The sequence below is a fragment of the Labrys sp. KB_33_2 genome, from assembly GCF_052114505.1.
Classification (GTDB): Bacteria; Pseudomonadota; Alphaproteobacteria; order Rhizobiales; family Labraceae; genus Labrys.
In genome coordinates, this window is record NZ_JBFREW010000025.1 from 70,288 (window position 1) to 87,933 (window position 17,646).

Here is a 17,646-nt window from a genome sequence, read left to right on the forward strand (position 1 = left end):
CGGCGGCTGGAGCAAAACGCGTTCAGGCTTGGACGTCGGTTCGCTCTCACTCTTTGTTTCCAGCCAATCCAACGGGATTGGCTATAGCGTCTTGCGATTCCTGGCTCATGCCGGCAAGCCGCAAGACGTTTTGGAGGACGTTTGCCTTGAAACTGCCTGGCGGCTTGCGTTGGCTCTTCCTGGTTTTCGCCCTGGCAAGCTGGCCTTGCTGGGCGCAGGGAACGCCACCGCCCTCGGCTCCTGCCGCTCCCGTCATGAGCCAGCAGCAGATGGATACGATGGTGGAAGCCATCAGCCAGTCCGTCATGAAGAAATTGCAGGCCCAGGGCACACAACCCGTTCCGCCCGGCCCTGACGGCAGCGGCATGCAGATGGCGAGTGCCCAGCAGACCGAGATGTTCATGCACGTCGGCGGCCTCGTCACCGGCCTGCCGGCTCTTTGGGCCGAATTCGGCAAATTGATCACCAGGCTCGATGCTGATTTCAACAATGGCAGGAGCCTCGGCCGCTATTTTCTGCTGCTGATCGGCGCGCTGGCGGCGGCCCTTGCGGCAGAATGGGTAGTCCGGCTGCTGCTGACACCCCTGCGGCGCCGCCTGGTGATCCGGATGCATGGGCTGCATGGCATAAGGGCCCTGCTCGGCCTCGGGGCCTTGGAATTACCTCCCCTGATCGCGCTCTGGGTCGTCGGAAACGCCAGCGAGGCGGCCCGCTTCATGGGCGACCTGCCACAGACCCGCTTCTCCATCGCCATGCTCAAGACCATGCTGATCTGGCGTATGCTCCAGGCGGTGTTCCGCTTCACCCTGCAGCCACGCCTGGCCGAGGCCCGCCTGCCCGATCTCGGGGATGCCGATGCACGGGCAATCTATCGTGGCGCTTCGTTTGCAATTCTGCTGCTCTTGTTCAACACCGTGCTGGCTGATGTGCTGCGTGCCCTGCAGTCCCCGCCTTTGGCGGTGGGAACCGCCCAGCTCTATGGGGCCGTGATCATGATGCTGGGCATGGTGGCCGTCTGTATCCGCCTCAACGGCCCGATCGGCCGCTGGTTCATCGGCGTCGCCAATCCCGCCCATGCCAGCCCGGTCAAGACCACGATCGCCAAGCACTGGTTCCTTGGAGCCATGCTGCTGTTTGCCTTGTTCGTCACCGCCGATATCTATGCGGCCGTGGCGGGCCAGACGCGCATCTCCGGCGCCCTGATGCTGACGCTGGCAATTCTGGTAGCCCTGCTGGTGGTCGAATCACTGGTGCACCGTATCCGCATCATGCTTCAGCATCAGACCGACGGCGTCCGCCTGATCCATCCAAGGGGCGCGGAAGCGCTGGCGCGTTGCGCCCGTTTCGGCGTCCTGATCCTGGCGATCGGCGCCCTGGGCCGAACCTGGGCCGTCGATGTCAGCGGCGTAATGGCCGGCGACGATTTCAACAGGGTGGCGCGCAGCCTCTTCTCGGCCGGTCTGACGGCCTTTGCCGCCTATTGCACCTGGGAACTGGTGCGCTACATCACCGACCGCTATTCCTCTGGCCGCAGCGGCTCTCCTCTCCAGCCGGGCGCGAGCGACACCGAGGACGAAGCTCCGGTTTCCACCGCCTCGCGCGTCGCCACCATGATGCCGGTCTTCCGCATCGGCCTGGCCATCGCGATCTCCATCCTGGCCGTGCTGACCGTCCTGTCTCAGCTCGGCGTCAATGTCACGCCGCTGATCGCCGGTGCTTCGATTTTCGGCCTTGCCATCTCCTTCGGATCGCAAACCCTGGTGAAGGACGTGGTGTCGGGTGTGTTCTTCCTCATCGACGATGCCTTCCGGGTCGGTGAATATATCGATGTCGGCAAGGCCAAGGGCACCGTCGAGGGCTTCACCCTGCGCTCCCTGCGCCTGCGCCACCAGAACGGGCCGGTGCACACCATCCCCTACGGCCAGCTCGGCCAGGTCACCAATTACAGCCGCGACTGGGCGACCATCAAATTTCCGCTGCGCTTCGCACGCGAGACCGATCTGGAAAAGCTGCGCAAGGCGGTCAAGAAGATCGGCCAGGACATGCTCGAGGATCCCGAGATGAAGGAGGAGTTCCTCACCCCGCTGAAGATGCAGGGCGTGTTCGACATCACCGACAACGCCATCGTCGTCCGATTCAAATTCACGGTCAAACCGAACAAGCCGACCTTCATCCAGCGCGAGGCGCTCAAGCGTCTGGTCCGCATCCTGCCTGAACAGGGCATCGAGTTCTCCACCGGCACCGTGGCGGTGCGCACGCTCGACGGTGAGGGCCGTGCCTCGCTCGGCGCCGCCGTCGCCGCCAATGCGGCCTTGGCCTTGCCTCCCGCCGCAGCCGGATAGGCCAGTTAGGATAGGGGCGTCGGCGCTACCAAATCCTTCCCCAAATGCGCGTCAGGGTGTAGCAGACACATACCCGATTTGTGCCGGCGGATTGTCGCGATGACCTTTCTACCCGATCTCCATACGCTCGCCCTCTATTCGATCGCCTGTGTGTTCCTGTTCATCACGCCCGGTCCCGACATGAGCCTATGGCTGGCCAAGACCATTTCCGGCGGCCGGCGCGGCGGTACCGCCGCTATGCTGGGTACGCAGGTCGGCTGCCTATTCCATACTTTCTTTGCCGCGGTCGGCCTGTCGGCCGTGCTGGCGGCCTCGGCCACCGCCTTCACCGTGCTGAAGATCGTCGGCGCGCTCTATCTGCTCTGGCTTGCCTATGGCGCGATCCGCTCCGGCTCTGCCCTGAACATTCGCGACGAGACCAAGCAGGAGGCAGGATTCTGGGCCACTTTCACGGTCGGGCTCGGCATCAACCTCACCAACCCCAAAGTAGTGCTGTTCTTCCTGACCTTCCTGCCGCAATTCGTCGACGCCACCGACCCGCATGCCTCCCAGAAACTTTTCTTCCTGGGACTCTATTTCATTGCCATCAATCTGCCGTTTGCGTTTCTATTGATTCTCGGGGCTGAGAAGGTGGTGTCGTGGCTGAAGGCGCGCCCACGCGTACTGCGCGGCATCGACTTCACCTTCGCCGGGGTCTTCGGGCTGTTCGCCTTCAAGATCCTGACCACTCAGACCCGCTGAACACGCTTTGCTCTGAGGAGTTGTTGCTTGCCGTCGTTTCTGCGCCGGACCTTACTGGGCCTGGCAACCATCGTCGCCCTGATCGGATCGGCCGTCGCGGCCGAAGCTGCCTGCGAGGACGTGACCTCGAAGGGGCGCAGCTACATCGTGTGCCGCTTCGATCTGTCGAACGACAGCCTGGCCCTTTATTGGCGCGGCGCCGACGGCACGCCGCTCGGCAGTCCGAACCGGCTCGCCCAGGAACTGGGCGCCCAGGGCAAGAAGCTGATCTTCGCCATGAATGCCGGCATGTATGACAAGGCGCTCGGCCCCGTCGGCCTCTATGTCGAGAACGGCCGCATCCTGCACAACGCCAACACCCGCAACGGCTTTGGCAATTTCCATCTCAAGCCCAATGGCGTGTTCTATTTCGGCGACGGCAAGGCCGGCGTGATGGAGACGAGCCGATTTCTGAAAGCCCGCATCAATGCCCGCTTCGCCACGCAATCGGGCCCCATGCTGGTGATCGACGGCCAGATCCATCCCAAGATCCAGCCGGACGGTCCCTCCGAGAAGATCCGCAATGGCGTCGGCGTGCGCGACGGCAAGATCGTGATCTTCGCCATCTCGGCCGAGCCGGTGAGCTTCCACGATTTCGCCGAACTGTTCCGTGACGGCCTGGGCACCCAAAACGCCCTCTTCCTCGACGGCTCGATCTCCACCCTCTACGCACCCCCGATGCCGGCCATCGGCGGCTGGACCACGCTGGGACCGATGGTGGGCGTGACGGAAGGGCCGTGATGGCGGCAGAACCCACCAAGACAGTACTGGATTTCCTGGGCTTTCTCGCCGTTGCTCATCGGAGCTTCATTGAAGCCTGAATGAGGCAAGTAAGAAACAAAGCCTCCCCAATCTCCAGATCTCGGTCGTGCCATCCGACAAAGGGCCCGACGACTACGCGACTGACGGCAAAGTTCTGCTCCTTTATCTGAACGCAGATATCAAGACGCCGATCCATTCCAGACGGCAGGCCCTCGGTATGCAGTTCCTCACGCGTCACAGGATGGGAAATGGCAGGGTGAAGCCGAGATTGGCTGGTCCAGCAATCAGGTCGGCTGGGAGGTCATTGATTCGCGCGAGTTTCAAGTGCCATCGATCGACGAGTTCATCGAAAACGCACCGGATCAACTAAACTGGCCGGGAAAGCGATTCATTGAGGAGATCGCCAAACTACCTAATTAGGCTGTTAGTTTTTACACTCTTTTCCAGACGGGCATTTTTGACTACATCAGCGTTAAATCGACGTCACACTCTAGGAAAAGCCATGGCTCCCCGCACGCTCTATGACAAGATCTGGGACGATCACGTCGTCGAAACTTCCGCCGACGGGACGAGCCTGCTCTATATTGACCGTCACCTCGTGCATGAAGTGACCAGCCCGCAGGCCTTCGAGGGCCTGCGCGTCTCGGGCCGCCAGGTCCACTCGCCCCAGCGCACCCTGGCCGTCGTCGACCACAACGTGCCGACCTCCGACCGCTCCAAGGGCATCGACGACCCCGAAAGCGCCATGCAGGTCTCGACGCTCGCCCAGAACGCCAAGGATTTCGGCGTCGAATATTATTCCGAGCTCGACAAGCGCCAGGGCATCGTCCACATCGTCGGCCCCGAGCAGGGGTTCACCCTGCCTGGCACCACGATCGTGTGCGGCGACAGCCACACCTCCACGCATGGCGCCTTCGGGGCGCTGGCGCACGGCATCGGCACCTCCGAGGTCGAGCATGTGCTCGCCACGCAGACGCTGATCCAGCGGAAGGCCAAGAATATGCGGGTCACCGTCGACGGCAAGCTGCCGGACGGCGTGACCGCCAAGGACATCATCCTGGCCATCATCGGCGAGATCGGCACGGCAGGTGGTACCGGGCATGTGCTGGAATATGCCGGCGACGCCATCCGTGCCCTCTCGATGGAGGGCCGCATGACCATCTGCAACATGTCGATCGAAGGTGGCGCCCGCGCCGGCCTGATCGCGCCCGACGAGAAGACCTTTGCTTATCTCGTGGATCGCCCCAAGGCGCCGAAGGGCGAAGCCTGGGAGCGGGCTCTGGCCTATTGGAGAACGCTCTACACCGAGGAAGGCGCACATTTCGACCGCGAGGTGAAACTCGACGCCGCCGCATTGCCGCCGATCGTCACCTGGGGCACCAGCCCGGAGGATGTTGCCTCGATCACCGGCAATGTGCCACGCATCGAGGATGCCGCCAACGAACACAAGAAGGCCTCGATCCAACGCGCTTTGGCTTATATGGGCTTGAAGGGTGGTGAGCGCATCCAGGACCTGAAGCTCGATCGCGTCTTCATCGGCTCGTGCACCAATGGCCGCATCGAGGATCTGCGCGCCGTCGCCGGCATCGTCGAAGGTCACCAGGTCAACGCCAATGTCAACGCCATGATCGTGCCGGGTTCCGGCCTGGTGAAGATGCAGGCCGAAGCCGAGGGCCTCGACAAGATCTTCCGGGCCGCCGGCTTCGACTGGCGCGAGCCCGGCTGCTCGATGTGCCTGGCCATGAATGCCGACAAGCTCGCTCCCGGCGAGCGCTGCGCCTCGACCTCGAACCGCAACTTCGAGGGGCGCCAGGGCTACAAGGGACGGACCCACCTGGTCTCGCCGCAGATGGCTGCTGCCGCCGCCATCGCCGGCCATTTCGTCGACATCCGCGAATGGGAAAAGATCGCGGCCAACGCGTAGTCATCTCCCCTCTCCCGAGTCGGGAGAGGGACTAGAGCGTTTTGCGATTAGACGGGAGCACCTGGAATCGCAAAGACGCGTGGGAAACATGAGACTAGAGAAAAGGGCGTTTTTGCTAAAACGCGCTTTGCTCTAGGGGTGAGGGTCTTTTGAGGGCACCATGCATGTTTTCCCCCTCGCCCCTAGCCCCTCTCCCCACCAGGGAGAGGGGAATGCGGTTGTGATGCCTCCACTCTCGCCTGCCGATGCCCGCCGCCTGCCCGCCTTCGCCCCGGGGATGACCATCGGGCTGTTCGGCGGCAGCTTCAATCCGCCTCATGAAGGCCATCGCCATGCCAGCCTGGTGGCGCTGACGCGGCTCGGGCTGGACCGGGTCTGGTGGCTGGTGACGCCCGGCAACCCCCTCAAGGACAATCGGGCCCTGCCCTCGCTCGAACTCAGGGTGGCGGCCGCACGCCGGCTCGCAGACCACCCTCGCATCGAAGTGACCGGCATCGAGGCCGATATTCATACCCGCTACACTTACGACACCATCGCCTGGCTGCAGCGCCGCTGCCCGGGCGTGACCTTCGTGTGGATCATGGGCGCCGACAATCTCGCCGGCTTCCATCGCTGGCAGCAATGGCAGGCCATCGCTTCGCGGGTGGCCATTGCCGTGGTGGCCCGCCCCGGCGCCACCACCAAGGGCCCGCTTGCCAAGGCGGCCCGTGTACTCGCCGCTTATCGCGTCCCCGAATATCAGGCCGCGACGCTGAAATATCGCCGGGCGCCCGCCTGGATCTTCCTGCACGCGCCGCTCGATGCCAATTCCTCCACCGCCTTGCGGGCCAATGGCCAGGGCTTGCCCATAAGGTAAAAATTAACCACTTATTAACTATGTCGGAGCAGGCTTAATTCTATTGGCGTCATTGAATCGACGCGATGGCTTGCTAATATTGTGGAGCGAGTGGAATTCGCGGAGGTCCGCGAATCAATGAGCAAGAGGGTGTGCCCCTGACCACGTTGGTGAGACGCGAAGCGGACGTGATTCCGCTTCATCCCGTGAGCCGAGCGATCCGCCCGGACGTTGAAGCTACGGTTCGCCTGATCCTCAACTGCCTTGATGACATGAAGGCTGAGGAGATTGTGGAAATCGATCTGCGCGGCAAGAGTGCAATCGCCGACGTCATGATCATCGCGACAGGTCGGGTTGCCCGACATGTCGGCGCGATCAGCGATCGCATCGCCAAGGATCTCAAGGAAAATGGACACGGCAATCCCCGGATCGAAGGTGTCCCGGTCTGCGACTGGGTGCTGCTCGATACCGGGGACGTCATCGTGCACGTGTTCCGCCCCGAGGTCCGCGCCTTCTACAATCTCGAGAAGATGTGGTCGTCAGGCCGCCCGAACGAGTTGCTTCCGAGCTAAAGCATTTTCCAGAAAAGTCGATAGACTTTTCGATTGAGAAAATGTGTCAAAACAAGGAGTTAGAGCAAAGCGCGATTCGAAGAAATCGCACCCTTGCTCTAAAGTGAGCATGCGCCTGATGATCTGCGCCGTCGGCCGGCTCAAAGCCGGCCCGGAACGCGATCTCGTGGCCCGCTATGCCGAGCGGCTGAGCGCCAGCGGCCGCAGCCTGGCTCTCGGCCCGCTGGACATCGTCGAAATCGACGAAAGCCGTGCCCGGCGACCCGAGGACCGCAAGGCCGAGGAAGCCGACAAGCTGCTCGCCGCTGCTGGCACGGCCACCATCATTGCCCTGGATGAAACCGGCAGTTCGCCCGGCAGCGAGGCCTTTGCCGCGCGGATTGCCGGCTTGCGCGACGGCGGCACCCAATCCCTTGCCTTCCTGATCGGCGGCGCCGATGGCCATGGCGACGCAATCCGGTCGCGTGCGATCCTCTCGCTGTCCTTCGGCAAGATGACCTGGCCCCATCAGATCGTGCGCATCCTCCTGGCCGAACAGCTTTACCGCGCCGCCACCATCATCGCCGGCCATCCCTATCACCGGGCGTGATACCCATCCGCCTTGACCTGGCTCTGCCCGGGACGATCTGTCTTCGCTCTGTCGGTATTTTCGAGACGTGGCGTGAAGACATATAGGCGCGAGCTTTGGCCCAAAAGCCGCGCAGGCCGCGCTGCCCTCCTCCATCAAGCCTCAACCTCTCCCGCACATCATCAGCCGCTTTCGGCGATCTGCCTGCCCAAATAAATAATGCAAGGTACCTTGCATTAAAAGGTACCTTGCATTATTCTCCCCCTTGAAGAGTAGGGAGGCCATGACCGATTCCATCGACATCCAGCTCAAGAAGGGCGCGCTCGAACTCTGCGTCCTGGCTCTGCTGCACCGGCGTGAAAGCTATGCCTATGAGATCGCCAGCACGCTCTCCGAGCGCGTCGGCATGGGCGAAGGCACCATCTACCCGCTGATGCGCCGGCTGCAGACCGAGGGGCTGGTCAGTACAAGGCTGGAGGAATCGGCCAGCGGCCCGCCACGCAAATATTACCGTCTGACGCCGGCCGGCCAGGCCAACTATGTGGCCCGTCAGCGCGAATGGCGTGACTTCGTCACCGCCGTCGACCGGCTTATGGAAGGCATGCCATGACTCGCCAGGACTCCTCTCGCCAGGAATTCCTCGACGCCTTGAAGGCTGGTCTCGACGGGCTGCCGGCAGCGGAGATCGACGAGGTCTTGGTTGACTACGCCGCCTATTTCACCGATGCGCAGGAGGCCGGGCGTAGCGAGGACAGTGTCGTGCAGATGCTTGGCGATCCTGCCCAGCTTGCCCGGGCACTCAAGGCGGAAAGCGGCCTGCGCCAATTGCAGGCGCGGCCGAGCCCATCCACCATACTGGGCGCGATCGCCGCGCTCACCGGCCTCGCCATGCTCGATCTCTTCGTGCTGCTGCCCGTCCTGTCGATCCTCCTGGTGGTCTTCCTTGCCCTCGGCCTGGTTACCCTCGCCTTGGCGCTCGGCGGATCGGCGATCGTGCTCCACTCGACCTTCATGTGGGATGGCGCGCCCCTGCTCACCCATCTCGGGCGGGCCCTGGTCGGCTTCGGTTTCATCGCCCTGGCGGTGTGTCTGAGCTGCCTCTTCCTGCTCGGCCTCAATGCCGGGCTGAGGGCGATGGCTGCACATGCCCGGCGCTACACCCGCTTGCTCACTTCCTCACCACGCTCCGGCGCCGCATCGTGACAATGCTCGCGCCGAGCAGGCGCCATGGGAGGCACCATGCCCTCGAAACTTGGAAAACTGGCGGCCTTCTCCTTCGTGATCGCCCTGGTCTGTCTGTTCCTCGGCACCAGCCTTGCCGGGCCGAACGACGGCTCGCCCTGGCGAGGCTGGCGCTGGACCACGCTGACGGGATGGGGAGCCTGCCCGGCCCTGCCGCAAAGCGGCGACGGCAAGGCTGGTTCGATCACCCTGCCCTGGGACAATGACGGCTCGCTGACCCTCGCCCTGCCGGCAAGCGTGAGCTATGCCCCCGGCCCACAATCCAGCGCCGTGATCAGCGGTGACCCCACCCTGATCGGCCATGTCCGCCTCTCGGCGGGACGCCTCGCCCTGGACGATGACTGCGACATCCCGTTCGGCGCCATCGCCGTCCGGCTGACGGGCGGCCCGGTCAAGGACTGGACGGTGAACGGATCCGGTGAGCTACACCTTGCGGCAATCGCGCAGGATCGGCTCGCGCTTCGCCTCCACGGCAGTGCGCAGGCGACCGGCGAGGGTACGGTGGAACAATTGAACCTGCGTATCTCCGGTTCCGGCAGCGCGGATCTGGCCAAGCTGGCCGCCAAGGCGGCCGAGATTCGTATCAGCGGCAGCGGTGAAGCCGGTATTGCCGCCAGCGAGAGTGCCGACGTCACCCTTTCCGGCAGCGGCCGCGTCACCCTGCGCGGCAAGCCCAGACTCACGACGCAGATCCATGGCAGCGGCCGGATCGAGGAAGTTCCCTAAAGCATTTTGGGATTAGGCGGAATCACGGCCAAGCAAGGAGCTGGAGCAAAGAAGCGGCTTCGCCAAAACGCGCTTTGCTCTAGCGGTCACGACTAAAGGCTCCGGCCCCCTTCCCGTCACCTTTGGTGGCATTGGAGATGGCTGTCCCTTCGTTTCCCTCGTTCACGGATAAGCCCCTGGAGCTCCGGGCCGATTCCGATCGAACTCTCGCTATTCCCATTTCCCCATCACACTTTGCAAGGAGGCACCCATGCGCCCCCATAGCCTTTCCGTTGCCTTGGCGATCATTCTGACCGGCATGACCACCGCCGGGCTATCGGGCTCGGCGGCGGCTCAATCGACCTGCGGCACGCCCGGCAAGGGCACTTCCGGCAAGGGGACGTCCGATTGGCCGATCGCTGCGCCTGAAGATGTCGGCCTCGATCCGCAAAACCTGTGCACGCTCGCCCAGAAACTCGACGCGGCGAAGGAGGACAATATCCATGCCCTGCTGATCGCCCGGCACGGCAAATTGGTATTCGAACGCTATTTCACTGGCTCCGATTCCCACTGGGGCCAGCCGGCCAAGGAGGTTGCCTTCGGGCCGGACGTTCCGCACGATCTGCGCTCGATCAGCAAGAGCGTGGTATCGCTGTTGTTCGGCATCGCCCTGGACAAGGGCTGGATCGGCTCGATCGACCAGCCGGTGCTGGTGGTGTTGCCGGTCTATGCCGATCTGGCAACGCCGGAAAAACGCGGCATCACACTGCGCCATCTCCTCACCATGTCGCCGGGCTTGGCCTGGAACGAGCAGCTCGCTTATGACAATCCCGCCAACAGCGAAAGTCGCATGGACATGGCCAAGGACCCCTGTCGCTATGCACTGGAGCAGCCCGTGGCCCATGATCCCGGCCTGGTGTGGACCTATAGCGGCGGCACCACCGGCCTGCTTGCCTGCGTACTGCAGCAGGCGACCGGCAAGCCCCTGGATGAGCTGGCACGCGAGAATCTGTTCGAGCCGATGGGCATCACCAAGGTGGAATGGGCGCGCTATCCCCAGAACGGCGGCCCGGTGGCGGCCTCGGGCCTGCGCCTGCTGCCCGCCGACACGCTGAAATTCGGCCAGCTGGTGCTCGACAAGGGGGCGTGGAAGGGCCGACAAATCGTGTCGGCCAAGTGGATCGAGATGGCGACGGCGCCGCAGATCAACGCCCCCGGCGCCATGTTCTACGGCTTCCAGTTCTGGCTCGGGCGCTCCTTGGTCGACCACCGCTCCGTCGATTGGATCGCCGGCTTCGGCTATGGCGGGCAGCGCCTGTTCATCGTGCCCTCGCTCGACCTCACCGTGATGGTGCATGCGGGGCGGTATGGCGGCCAGGACGAGGGCGGGTTCGCAGCCGCCATCCTCAACCGCTATGTGCTGCCTGCCGCCAAACCATAAGCGGCCAGGAGCAGTGGGTAGGAGGGAGTGTCAGGACCCGATTGCCGCCTTGATCAGCGCCTTCGCATCCTCGCTGGCCCACTCGGCCGGGCCGGCCATGGCGCCGATGCGGCAACCCTGCTTGTCGATCAGCACCGAGGTCGGCAGGCCCTGGCCGAGGCCTTCATTGCGCAGGCTCTGCAGGATGCCGGTCGAAGGATCGGCGTAGCGGTGCAGCTTGTCGATCTTGGTCTCGTTCAGGAAGGCGTCGACCCGCTCGGGCCCCTGCGTGTCGATATTGACGGCCACCACCTCGAAGTCCTGGCCACCCAGATCGGCCTGCAACTGGTTGAGCGCCGGCATCTCCTTGCGGCAGGGCACGCACCAGGTCGCCCACAGATTGAGCAGCACGGTTTTGCCCTTGAAATCGGCCAGGGTCGTCTTGCTGCCGTCCGCCCTCTGGAAGCTGATCGGCACCAGCGGTTGAGGCGCCTTGGAGACGGCGAGAGCCGCCACCTCCCCCTTGGCGAGCGGGTCGACACGGGCCGCAATTGCCGCGGAAGCGGGGCAGGATGCGCTTTCCTGATTGCCCGAGCCGCCGTTTGTCCCGTATACCGCGCCGACACCCGCCACGGCTCCCGCCAGGATTGCCGCGCCGATCAACCAGCGCCGGTTCGACCCTTGTGGTGGCTGACTCTCGGAATGTTCCTGCCGACTATTCTCGTTCACTGAAAGCCTATCCAGATGAGCAACAAAATGTGGGGCGGCCGGTTCCAGTCGGGACCGGACGCGATCATGGAAGAGATCAACGCCTCGATCGACTTTGACAAGCGCCTGTGGGCCCAGGACATCCGCGGCTCTCTGGCGCATCTCGCCATGCTGGAAAAGCAAGGGATCGTTGCCGCCGCCGATGCCAAGGCCATCGCGGACGGTCTAGAGGTGGTCCGCGGCGAAATCGAGAGCGGCTCGTTCACTTTTTCGCGCGCGCTCGAAGACATCCATATGAATGTCGAGTCGCGGTTGGCGGCGATTGCCGGACCGGCGGCCGGACGCCTGCACACCGCCCGCTCGCGCAACGACCAGGTCGCCACCGATTTCAAGCTGTGGGTGCGCGACACTATCGACGATCTCGACGCTCAGCTGAAAGATTTGATGACGGCACTCGCCGAAAGGGCTTTCGCCCTCTCCGGTGCGGTGATGCCGGGCTTCACGCATCTGCAATCGGCCCAGCCGGTCACCTTCGGCCACCATCTGCTCGCCTATGTCGAAATGCTCGGCCGCGACCGCGGCCGCTTCGCCGATGCGCGCCGGCGCCTCAACGAATGCCCGCTCGGCGCTGCGGCGTTGGCCGGCACCTCCTTCCCGATCGACCGGGACGCCACGGCCAAGGCGCTCGGCTTCGACCGCCCCACCGCCAATTCGCTCGATTCGGTCTCCGATCGCGACTTCGTGCTGGAAGCGCTCGCCGCCGCTTCGATCACCGCCATGCACCTCTCCCGCTTCGCCGAGGAGATCGTAATCTGGACGACGCCACAATTTGCCTTCGTGGCGCTGTCGGACAAGTTCACCACCGGCTCGTCCATCATGCCGCAGAAGCGCAATCCCGACGCGGCCGAATTGGTCCGCGGCAAGGCCGGCCGGGTCATCGGGGCGCTGGTCGGCCTGCTCACCATGATGAAGGGCCTGCCGCTCGCCTATGGCAAGGACATGCAGGAGGACAAGGAGCCCGCCTTCGACGCGCTGCAGACGCTGTCGCTCTGCACGGCGGCCATGGCCGGCATGGTCAGGGACATGGTGCCCGACCTCAAGCGCATGAAGGCGGCCGCCGGCTCGGGCTATGCCACCGCCACCGATCTCGCCGACTGGCTGGTGCGCGAGCTCAATCTGCCCTTCCGCGAGGCCCATCACGTCACTGGCCGCCTGGTCGGCCTCGCCGCCGATGTCAAGCTGCCTTTGGAGAAGCTCTCGCTGGCTGAGATGCAATCGGTTGAGCCACGCATCCATCAGGGGCTTTTCGCCGTGCTCGGCGTGGAAAAGTCAGTCCGCAGCCGGACCTCCTATGGCGGGACGGCGCCGGCAAATGTCAAGGTCCAGGCCAGGAAGTGGCTGAAAGCGCTGGCGAAATAATCGAAGCACGGACATCGCAACATGCCCACATGTTGCTGAGATGTCCGCGCTCTCAAATCAAAATTCGTGCTACACAGCGTCAAACACTGGAGTTCCCCATGGCTGGTAATGCGTTCCGCATCGCGCTCGCTTTGACGTTGGTCACGACTCTCGGCCTCGCCGGTTGCGGCCGCAAGGGCAAGCTCGAGCCACCACCCGAGCAGCATGTCTCGGACGGCAAGGGCGGCGGCTACAACAAAAAGAAGGATCCGGGCTATGTGAAGCCGGATCGCAAGCTGCCCATGGATTTCCTGTTGAACTGATTTCGAACCGAACCGGCCATGCATTACTTCACCTATCGCGACGGCGTGCTTCATGCCGAAGATGTCGCACTGCCGGCGATTGCCGCGGCGGTCGGCACGCCTTTCTACTGCTATTCGGCTGCTACGCTGCGCCGGCACTACAAGGTGTTCGCCGGTGCCTTTGCCGACGTGCCCTCGCTTGTCTGCTTTGCGGTGAAGGCCAATTCGAATCTTGCCGTGCTGCGCCTGCTCGCCAAGCTCGGCGCCGGCATGGACGTGGTCTCCGAGGGGGAGTTGCGCCGCGCCCGCGTCGCCGGCGTGCCTGCCAGCAAGATCATGTTCTCGGGCGTCGGCAAGCTCGTGCGTGAAATCGACTATGCGCTCGATGAAGACATTCTGTGCTTCAACGTCGAATCGGAACCGGAACTGGAGCTGCTGTCGCAGCGTGCCAGCGCCAAGGGCGTGATGGCCCGGGTGTCGCTGCGCATCAATCCGGATGTCGACGCCAAGACCCACAAGAAGATCTCCACCGGCAAGTCCGAGAATAAGTTTGGCATTCCGATCGCCCAGGCCCGCGCCCTCTATGCCCGCGCGGCCAAGCTGCCAGGCATCGCGGTCACCGGCGTCGACATGCATATCGGCAGCCAGATCACCGCGCTCGAGCCCTATGACGCCTCGATCGAGCGTCTGGTCGGCCTAGTCAGAGACCTCAGAGCCGACGGCCATGTCATCGACCATATCGATTTCGGCGGCGGCCTCGGCATTCCCTATCGCGACGACAACGAGCCGCCGCCTCACCCCGACGACTATGCCGCGGTGGTCAAGCGCTATGCCAGAGATCTCGGCGCCACGCTGGTGTTCGAACCCGGCCGCCTGATCGCCGGCAATGCCGGCATCCTTGTGAGCGAAGTCGCCTTTGTGAAGGAAGGCGAGGGCAAGACCTTCGTCATCGTCGACGCCGGCATGAACGACCTGATCCGCCCCACGCTCTATGAAGCCTATCACGCGATCTGGCCGATCAAGGAACGCCCGCTCGGCGGCGCAATGGTGACGGCCGACGTCGTCGGCCCCGTCTGCGAGACTGGTGATTATCTCGCGCTCGACCGCGACATCCCGGCGGTGGCACGCGGCGACCTGGTGGCGGTGATGTCTGCCGGCGCCTATGGCGCCGTGCAGTCAGGCACCTATAACACCCGCCCGCTCATCCCGGAAGTTCTGGTGGACGGCGACAAGTTCGCGGTGATCCGGCCTCGGCCGAGCTATGACGAACTGCTCGGGCTCGACAAGGTACCGGACTGGCTGTGATCCCGGGAACAGCCTCTGTTCTAGGGAACAACTTCTCTTCCGGGGAACAGAGGGTGTTCCCGGGAACAGCGCCTTCTCCAACCCTGTCGTAGAGCCGTCATTCCATCTGGAACTCCGAGGACCCATGCGCAGTTTCCTTGCCCTTCCCCTTCTCGCCAGCGTGGCCGTGGCCACCCCCGCCTTGGCGGACGCCTATAGCTGGCAGCTTCGTCAGTCGCCGGAATCGGTGGTGGTGGCCTATGAGGTGCCCGACACCGACGACCAGCCGCTTGCCTTCTTCTGCACGCCGGACAGCAAGGCCTTCTCGATCAATTATCTGCCGGGCGCCGACCGCATCCGCAAAGGCTGGCAGGGCGTGGTCAGCTTCAGTTCCGAGGGCGGGCAAGTCGACGTGACCATGCAGGCCGTCGAGGATGAATTGAACGGCCCATCGCTCGAGGCCAAGCCCGACTTCGATCCCGATTGGAGCGCCGTTCTCGGCAAGGGCCGCACCCTCAAGATCGGCTTCCTCGGCAAGAGCGAAAAGATCAAGCTGACTGGCGCTTCCAGGGGCGCCGCTGCCTTGGCCAAGGCTTGCAGTCGATAGAGCATCTTTCAGCAGGATCGCTCGGGCCACCGTAGCCCCTCACCCTTACCCTCTCCCCATAAGAGCGGGGAGAGGGTAAGGGTGAGGGGCTACGCCACCCCGGCAAATCACTGTCGGCCTTTTCCCGGAATTGCGCCCGTAAGCAGCCTTTTGCTCCGCGCCTGCTCGGTGCTCAGCGAGCGACGACGAAGCATTTGGCCAGCCTCGCCGCGACGGGATCATAGGTTGCCGCCTCCTTGGCCGGATAGGTCAGGCGAAAGGCACGGATGGTCTCGACTGCACCCTTGGCATCCTTCTCGAACAGGACCTTGGCGTAGAAAGTCTCGCCGCCCTTCCGGCCTGAGACCACCACCCCGTTCTTGGTGGCGCTGCGATAGGTGACCTTGCCGTCACCGGCGACACCGGCAACGATTGTGCCGATGTCTTCCTCGGCGGCATTGTAGGAGCCCCAGACCCGCAGGCTGGCGCCGGAGCGGCCGGTGAAGACACGCCCATCGCCATTGTCGGCCTCGGGCTCCGCTGTCATCAGATCGGCAGGGTAACAGATGCGATAGCCAAAACGGGCATTGGCATAATCGTTCCAATCCTCAGCCGCTGCCGGCCCGGTGGGAACGGTCAGGCACAGAAGCGGGGCGAGCACGGCGCAGGAACGGATCAGGCGGCGCATCGGCCTCTCCTTGTCGATGAAACATGCCATTGCTACGGCGATGATCCGCGCAATGCCAATCATGTCCTTACCAGATTGCTGGTATGAGATTGCCTGACCTGGGCTGGCTGTTCCGCGAGGAACGCACCAGCAGCACAGCCATTGTCATTGCCGGGATTGGCCCGGCAATCCAGCCTCCACAGGTGACGAGCTGTGCTCTGGATGCCCGGGTCGAGCCCGGGCATGACAAAGGTCGGCGCTCAGTGCCGGCGCCGGCGCCGTGCCTCCTCACCGCCGCCCACCTTGGGCGGGGCGACCAGCGGGCCGATCTCGGCGATCACCTTGGCCGCATCCGGGCGCTCGGCCCGGGTATGGGCATCGATGGCCTGGCGCATGGCGGCAAGATGGGCCGGCGAGGTGCCGCAGCAGCCGCCGATGATGCGCGCACCCGCATCGATGGCCAGGCGTGCATAATTAGCCATCAGCTCCGGCGTGCCGGAATAATGGATATGGTCGCCGTGGAACTGCGGAATGCCGGCATTGGCCTTGGCGATGACAACCACTTCGGGATTGGCTTCGGTCATCGACAATACCGAGACCAGAAGGTCGGAAGCCCCGACGCCGCAATTGGCACCCACCGCGACAGGATTGGGATCGACGCCGCCGGCAACCTCGGGCATGGCCGATGGCGGGATGCCCATCATGGTCTTGCCGGCCGTGTCGAAGCTCGCCGTCACCGTATAGGGCATGCCGGCCTTGACCGCGGCCTTGGCGGCGGCCCGCATCTCTTCGGCAGCCGACATCGTCTCGATCCAGATCACGTCGGCGCCGCCTTCCTTGAGCCCCTCGATCTGCTCGAGGAAGACCTCGACGGCTTCGTCCTCGGTCAGCGGCCCGAGCGGCTGGAACAGATCGCCCGTCGGGCCGACGGAACCGGCCACCACTACCGGGCGGCCGGCGCCATCGGCGACCTCTCGGGCCGTGCGGGCGGCCGCGGCATTGAGCTCCTTCACGCGTCCGTCGAGCTTGTGCAGCGCCAGGCGACGGCGATTGCCGCCGAAGGAATTGGTGAGGATGATGTCGGCGCCGGCATCGACGAAGGACTGGTGCAGCGCGTGGATGCGGTCGGGATGGTCGAGGTTCCACATCTCCGGCGGATCGCCCGACATCAGGCCCATCTCGAACAGATTGGTCCCGGTGGCCCCATCCGCGAGCAGCACGGGCTTTTGAGCCAGAAGTTCGGTCAGGCGCATGGCGTGTCCTTCATGAAGAAACCATGCTTCCACATAGGCTTTTGCGGGAACGATTCAAGCACGAATGTCCGGGGGCGGCTTCGCCCCCCAAAACAGCAACGCCGGGACAAGCCCGGCGTTGCACAAGCATGGGATGGGCTGAAAAGCCTGTCAGTTCGGCACGCCCGCCTTCGGATCCGGCGGGAAATAGGCGCTCTTCTGCGCACCATGCAGCAGGTCGATCGCCTTGTTGAGCTGGGTATCGTCCTTCTCGTTGGCGGGCACATAGGCCGAGGAGCCGCCTTCCTCCGACTTGTTG

18 protein-coding genes are annotated in these 17,646 nt (G+C 63.9%); 15 read left to right on the plus strand and 3 right to left on the minus strand.

Annotation, left to right across the window (positions count from 1 at the left end; translation table 11 throughout):
- Positions 1 to 146: 146 nt before the first annotated feature.
- From AB4037_RS31550 to AB4037_RS31600, 11 genes are all read left to right on the plus strand, one after another.
- On the plus strand, positions 147 to 2,342 hold the full coding sequence (locus AB4037_RS31550; protein ID WP_441774230.1) for a mechanosensitive ion channel family protein: 2,196 nt from the start codon (positions 147 to 149) through the stop codon (positions 2,340 to 2,342).
- 99 nt (positions 2,343 to 2,441) lie between these two features.
- Positions 2,442 to 3,083 carry a LysE family translocator gene (locus AB4037_RS31555; RefSeq protein WP_434959074.1) on the plus strand — a complete coding sequence of 214 codons (642 nt, stop codon included), beginning with the start codon at positions 2,442 to 2,444 and terminating at the stop codon, positions 3,081 to 3,083.
- A gap of 27 nt (positions 3,084 to 3,110) precedes the next feature.
- Positions 3,111 to 3,863: a phosphodiester glycosidase family protein gene (locus tag AB4037_RS31560; protein ID WP_434959073.1), complete on the plus strand. Its 753-nt coding sequence runs from the start codon at positions 3,111 to 3,113 to the stop codon at positions 3,861 to 3,863.
- A 523-nt stretch (positions 3,864 to 4,386) separates the two neighbouring features.
- Complete coding sequence (gene leuC, locus AB4037_RS31565; protein WP_441774231.1) at positions 4,387 to 5,808, plus strand: 3-isopropylmalate dehydratase large subunit; 1,422 nt, start codon at positions 4,387 to 4,389, stop codon at positions 5,806 to 5,808.
- Positions 5,809 to 6,031: 223 nt separating this feature from the next.
- Positions 6,032 to 6,664 carry a nicotinate-nucleotide adenylyltransferase gene (locus AB4037_RS31570; protein WP_441774232.1) on the plus strand — a complete coding sequence of 211 codons (633 nt, stop codon included), beginning with the start codon at positions 6,032 to 6,034 and terminating at the stop codon, positions 6,662 to 6,664.
- A gap of 167 nt (positions 6,665 to 6,831) precedes the next feature.
- Complete coding sequence (rsfS, locus tag AB4037_RS31575) at positions 6,832 to 7,215, plus strand: ribosome silencing factor (RefSeq protein ID WP_434959069.1); 384 nt, start codon at positions 6,832 to 6,834, stop codon at positions 7,213 to 7,215.
- 109 nt (positions 7,216 to 7,324) lie between these two features.
- A complete protein-coding gene (rlmH, locus tag AB4037_RS31580; protein WP_441774233.1) occupies positions 7,325 to 7,804 on the plus strand; it encodes a 23S rRNA (pseudouridine(1915)-N(3))-methyltransferase RlmH in 480 nt (159 codons plus the stop codon).
- A 262-nt stretch (positions 7,805 to 8,066) separates the two neighbouring features.
- A complete protein-coding gene (locus AB4037_RS31585) occupies positions 8,067 to 8,393 on the plus strand; it encodes a PadR family transcriptional regulator (protein WP_434959067.1) in 327 nt (108 codons plus the stop codon).
- A complete protein-coding gene (locus AB4037_RS31590; RefSeq protein WP_441774234.1) occupies positions 8,390 to 8,986 on the plus strand; it encodes a DUF1700 domain-containing protein in 597 nt (198 codons plus the stop codon). The genes AB4037_RS31585 and AB4037_RS31590 overlap by 4 nt, the downstream gene beginning before the upstream one ends.
- Positions 8,987 to 9,022: 36 nt before the next feature.
- A complete protein-coding gene (locus AB4037_RS31595) occupies positions 9,023 to 9,751 on the plus strand; it encodes a GIN domain-containing protein (RefSeq protein WP_441774235.1) in 729 nt (242 codons plus the stop codon).
- A 250-nt stretch (positions 9,752 to 10,001) separates the two neighbouring features.
- A complete protein-coding gene (locus tag AB4037_RS31600) occupies positions 10,002 to 11,171 on the plus strand; it encodes a serine hydrolase domain-containing protein (protein WP_441774236.1) in 1,170 nt (389 codons plus the stop codon).
- A gap of 30 nt (positions 11,172 to 11,201) precedes the next feature.
- Here AB4037_RS31600 and tlpA read toward each other — a convergent pair whose 3' ends face one another.
- Positions 11,202 to 11,879, minus strand: a complete 678-nt coding sequence (gene tlpA / locus AB4037_RS31605) for a thiol:disulfide interchange protein TlpA (protein ID WP_441774237.1) — start codon at positions 11,877 to 11,879, stop codon at positions 11,202 to 11,204.
- Between the two features lie 15 nt (positions 11,880 to 11,894).
- Here tlpA and argH point away from each other — a divergent pair, with 15 nt between their 5' ends.
- The 4 genes from argH (at position 11,895) to AB4037_RS31625 (ending at position 15,449) form a co-directional block, all read left to right on the plus strand.
- A complete protein-coding gene (argH, locus tag AB4037_RS31610) occupies positions 11,895 to 13,277 on the plus strand; it encodes an argininosuccinate lyase (RefSeq protein WP_441774238.1) in 1,383 nt (460 codons plus the stop codon).
- A gap of 98 nt (positions 13,278 to 13,375) precedes the next feature.
- Positions 13,376 to 13,579, plus strand: a complete 204-nt coding sequence (gene lptM / locus AB4037_RS31615; RefSeq protein ID WP_434959061.1) for an LPS translocon maturation chaperone LptM — start codon at positions 13,376 to 13,378, stop codon at positions 13,577 to 13,579.
- Positions 13,580 to 13,597: 18 nt separating this feature from the next.
- Positions 13,598 to 14,863 carry a diaminopimelate decarboxylase gene (gene lysA, locus AB4037_RS31620; protein WP_441774239.1) on the plus strand — a complete coding sequence of 422 codons (1,266 nt, stop codon included), beginning with the start codon at positions 13,598 to 13,600 and terminating at the stop codon, positions 14,861 to 14,863.
- Between the two features lie 124 nt (positions 14,864 to 14,987).
- Positions 14,988 to 15,449, plus strand: a complete 462-nt coding sequence (locus AB4037_RS31625) for a hypothetical protein (protein WP_434959059.1) — start codon at positions 14,988 to 14,990, stop codon at positions 15,447 to 15,449.
- A gap of 172 nt (positions 15,450 to 15,621) precedes the next feature.
- Here AB4037_RS31625 and AB4037_RS31630 read toward each other — a convergent pair whose 3' ends face one another.
- Together AB4037_RS31630 and bmt are read right to left on the minus strand one after the other, a co-directional pair.
- Positions 15,622 to 16,116, minus strand: coding sequence for a hypothetical protein (locus AB4037_RS31630; protein WP_441774240.1), 495 nt, complete (start codon positions 16,114 to 16,116; stop codon positions 15,622 to 15,624).
- A 239-nt stretch (positions 16,117 to 16,355) separates the two neighbouring features.
- Entirely contained in the window at positions 16,356 to 17,348 is a 993-nt protein-coding gene (gene bmt, locus AB4037_RS31635; protein WP_434959057.1) for a betaine--homocysteine S-methyltransferase, read from the minus strand.
- Positions 17,349 to 17,646: the final 298 nt, after the last annotated feature.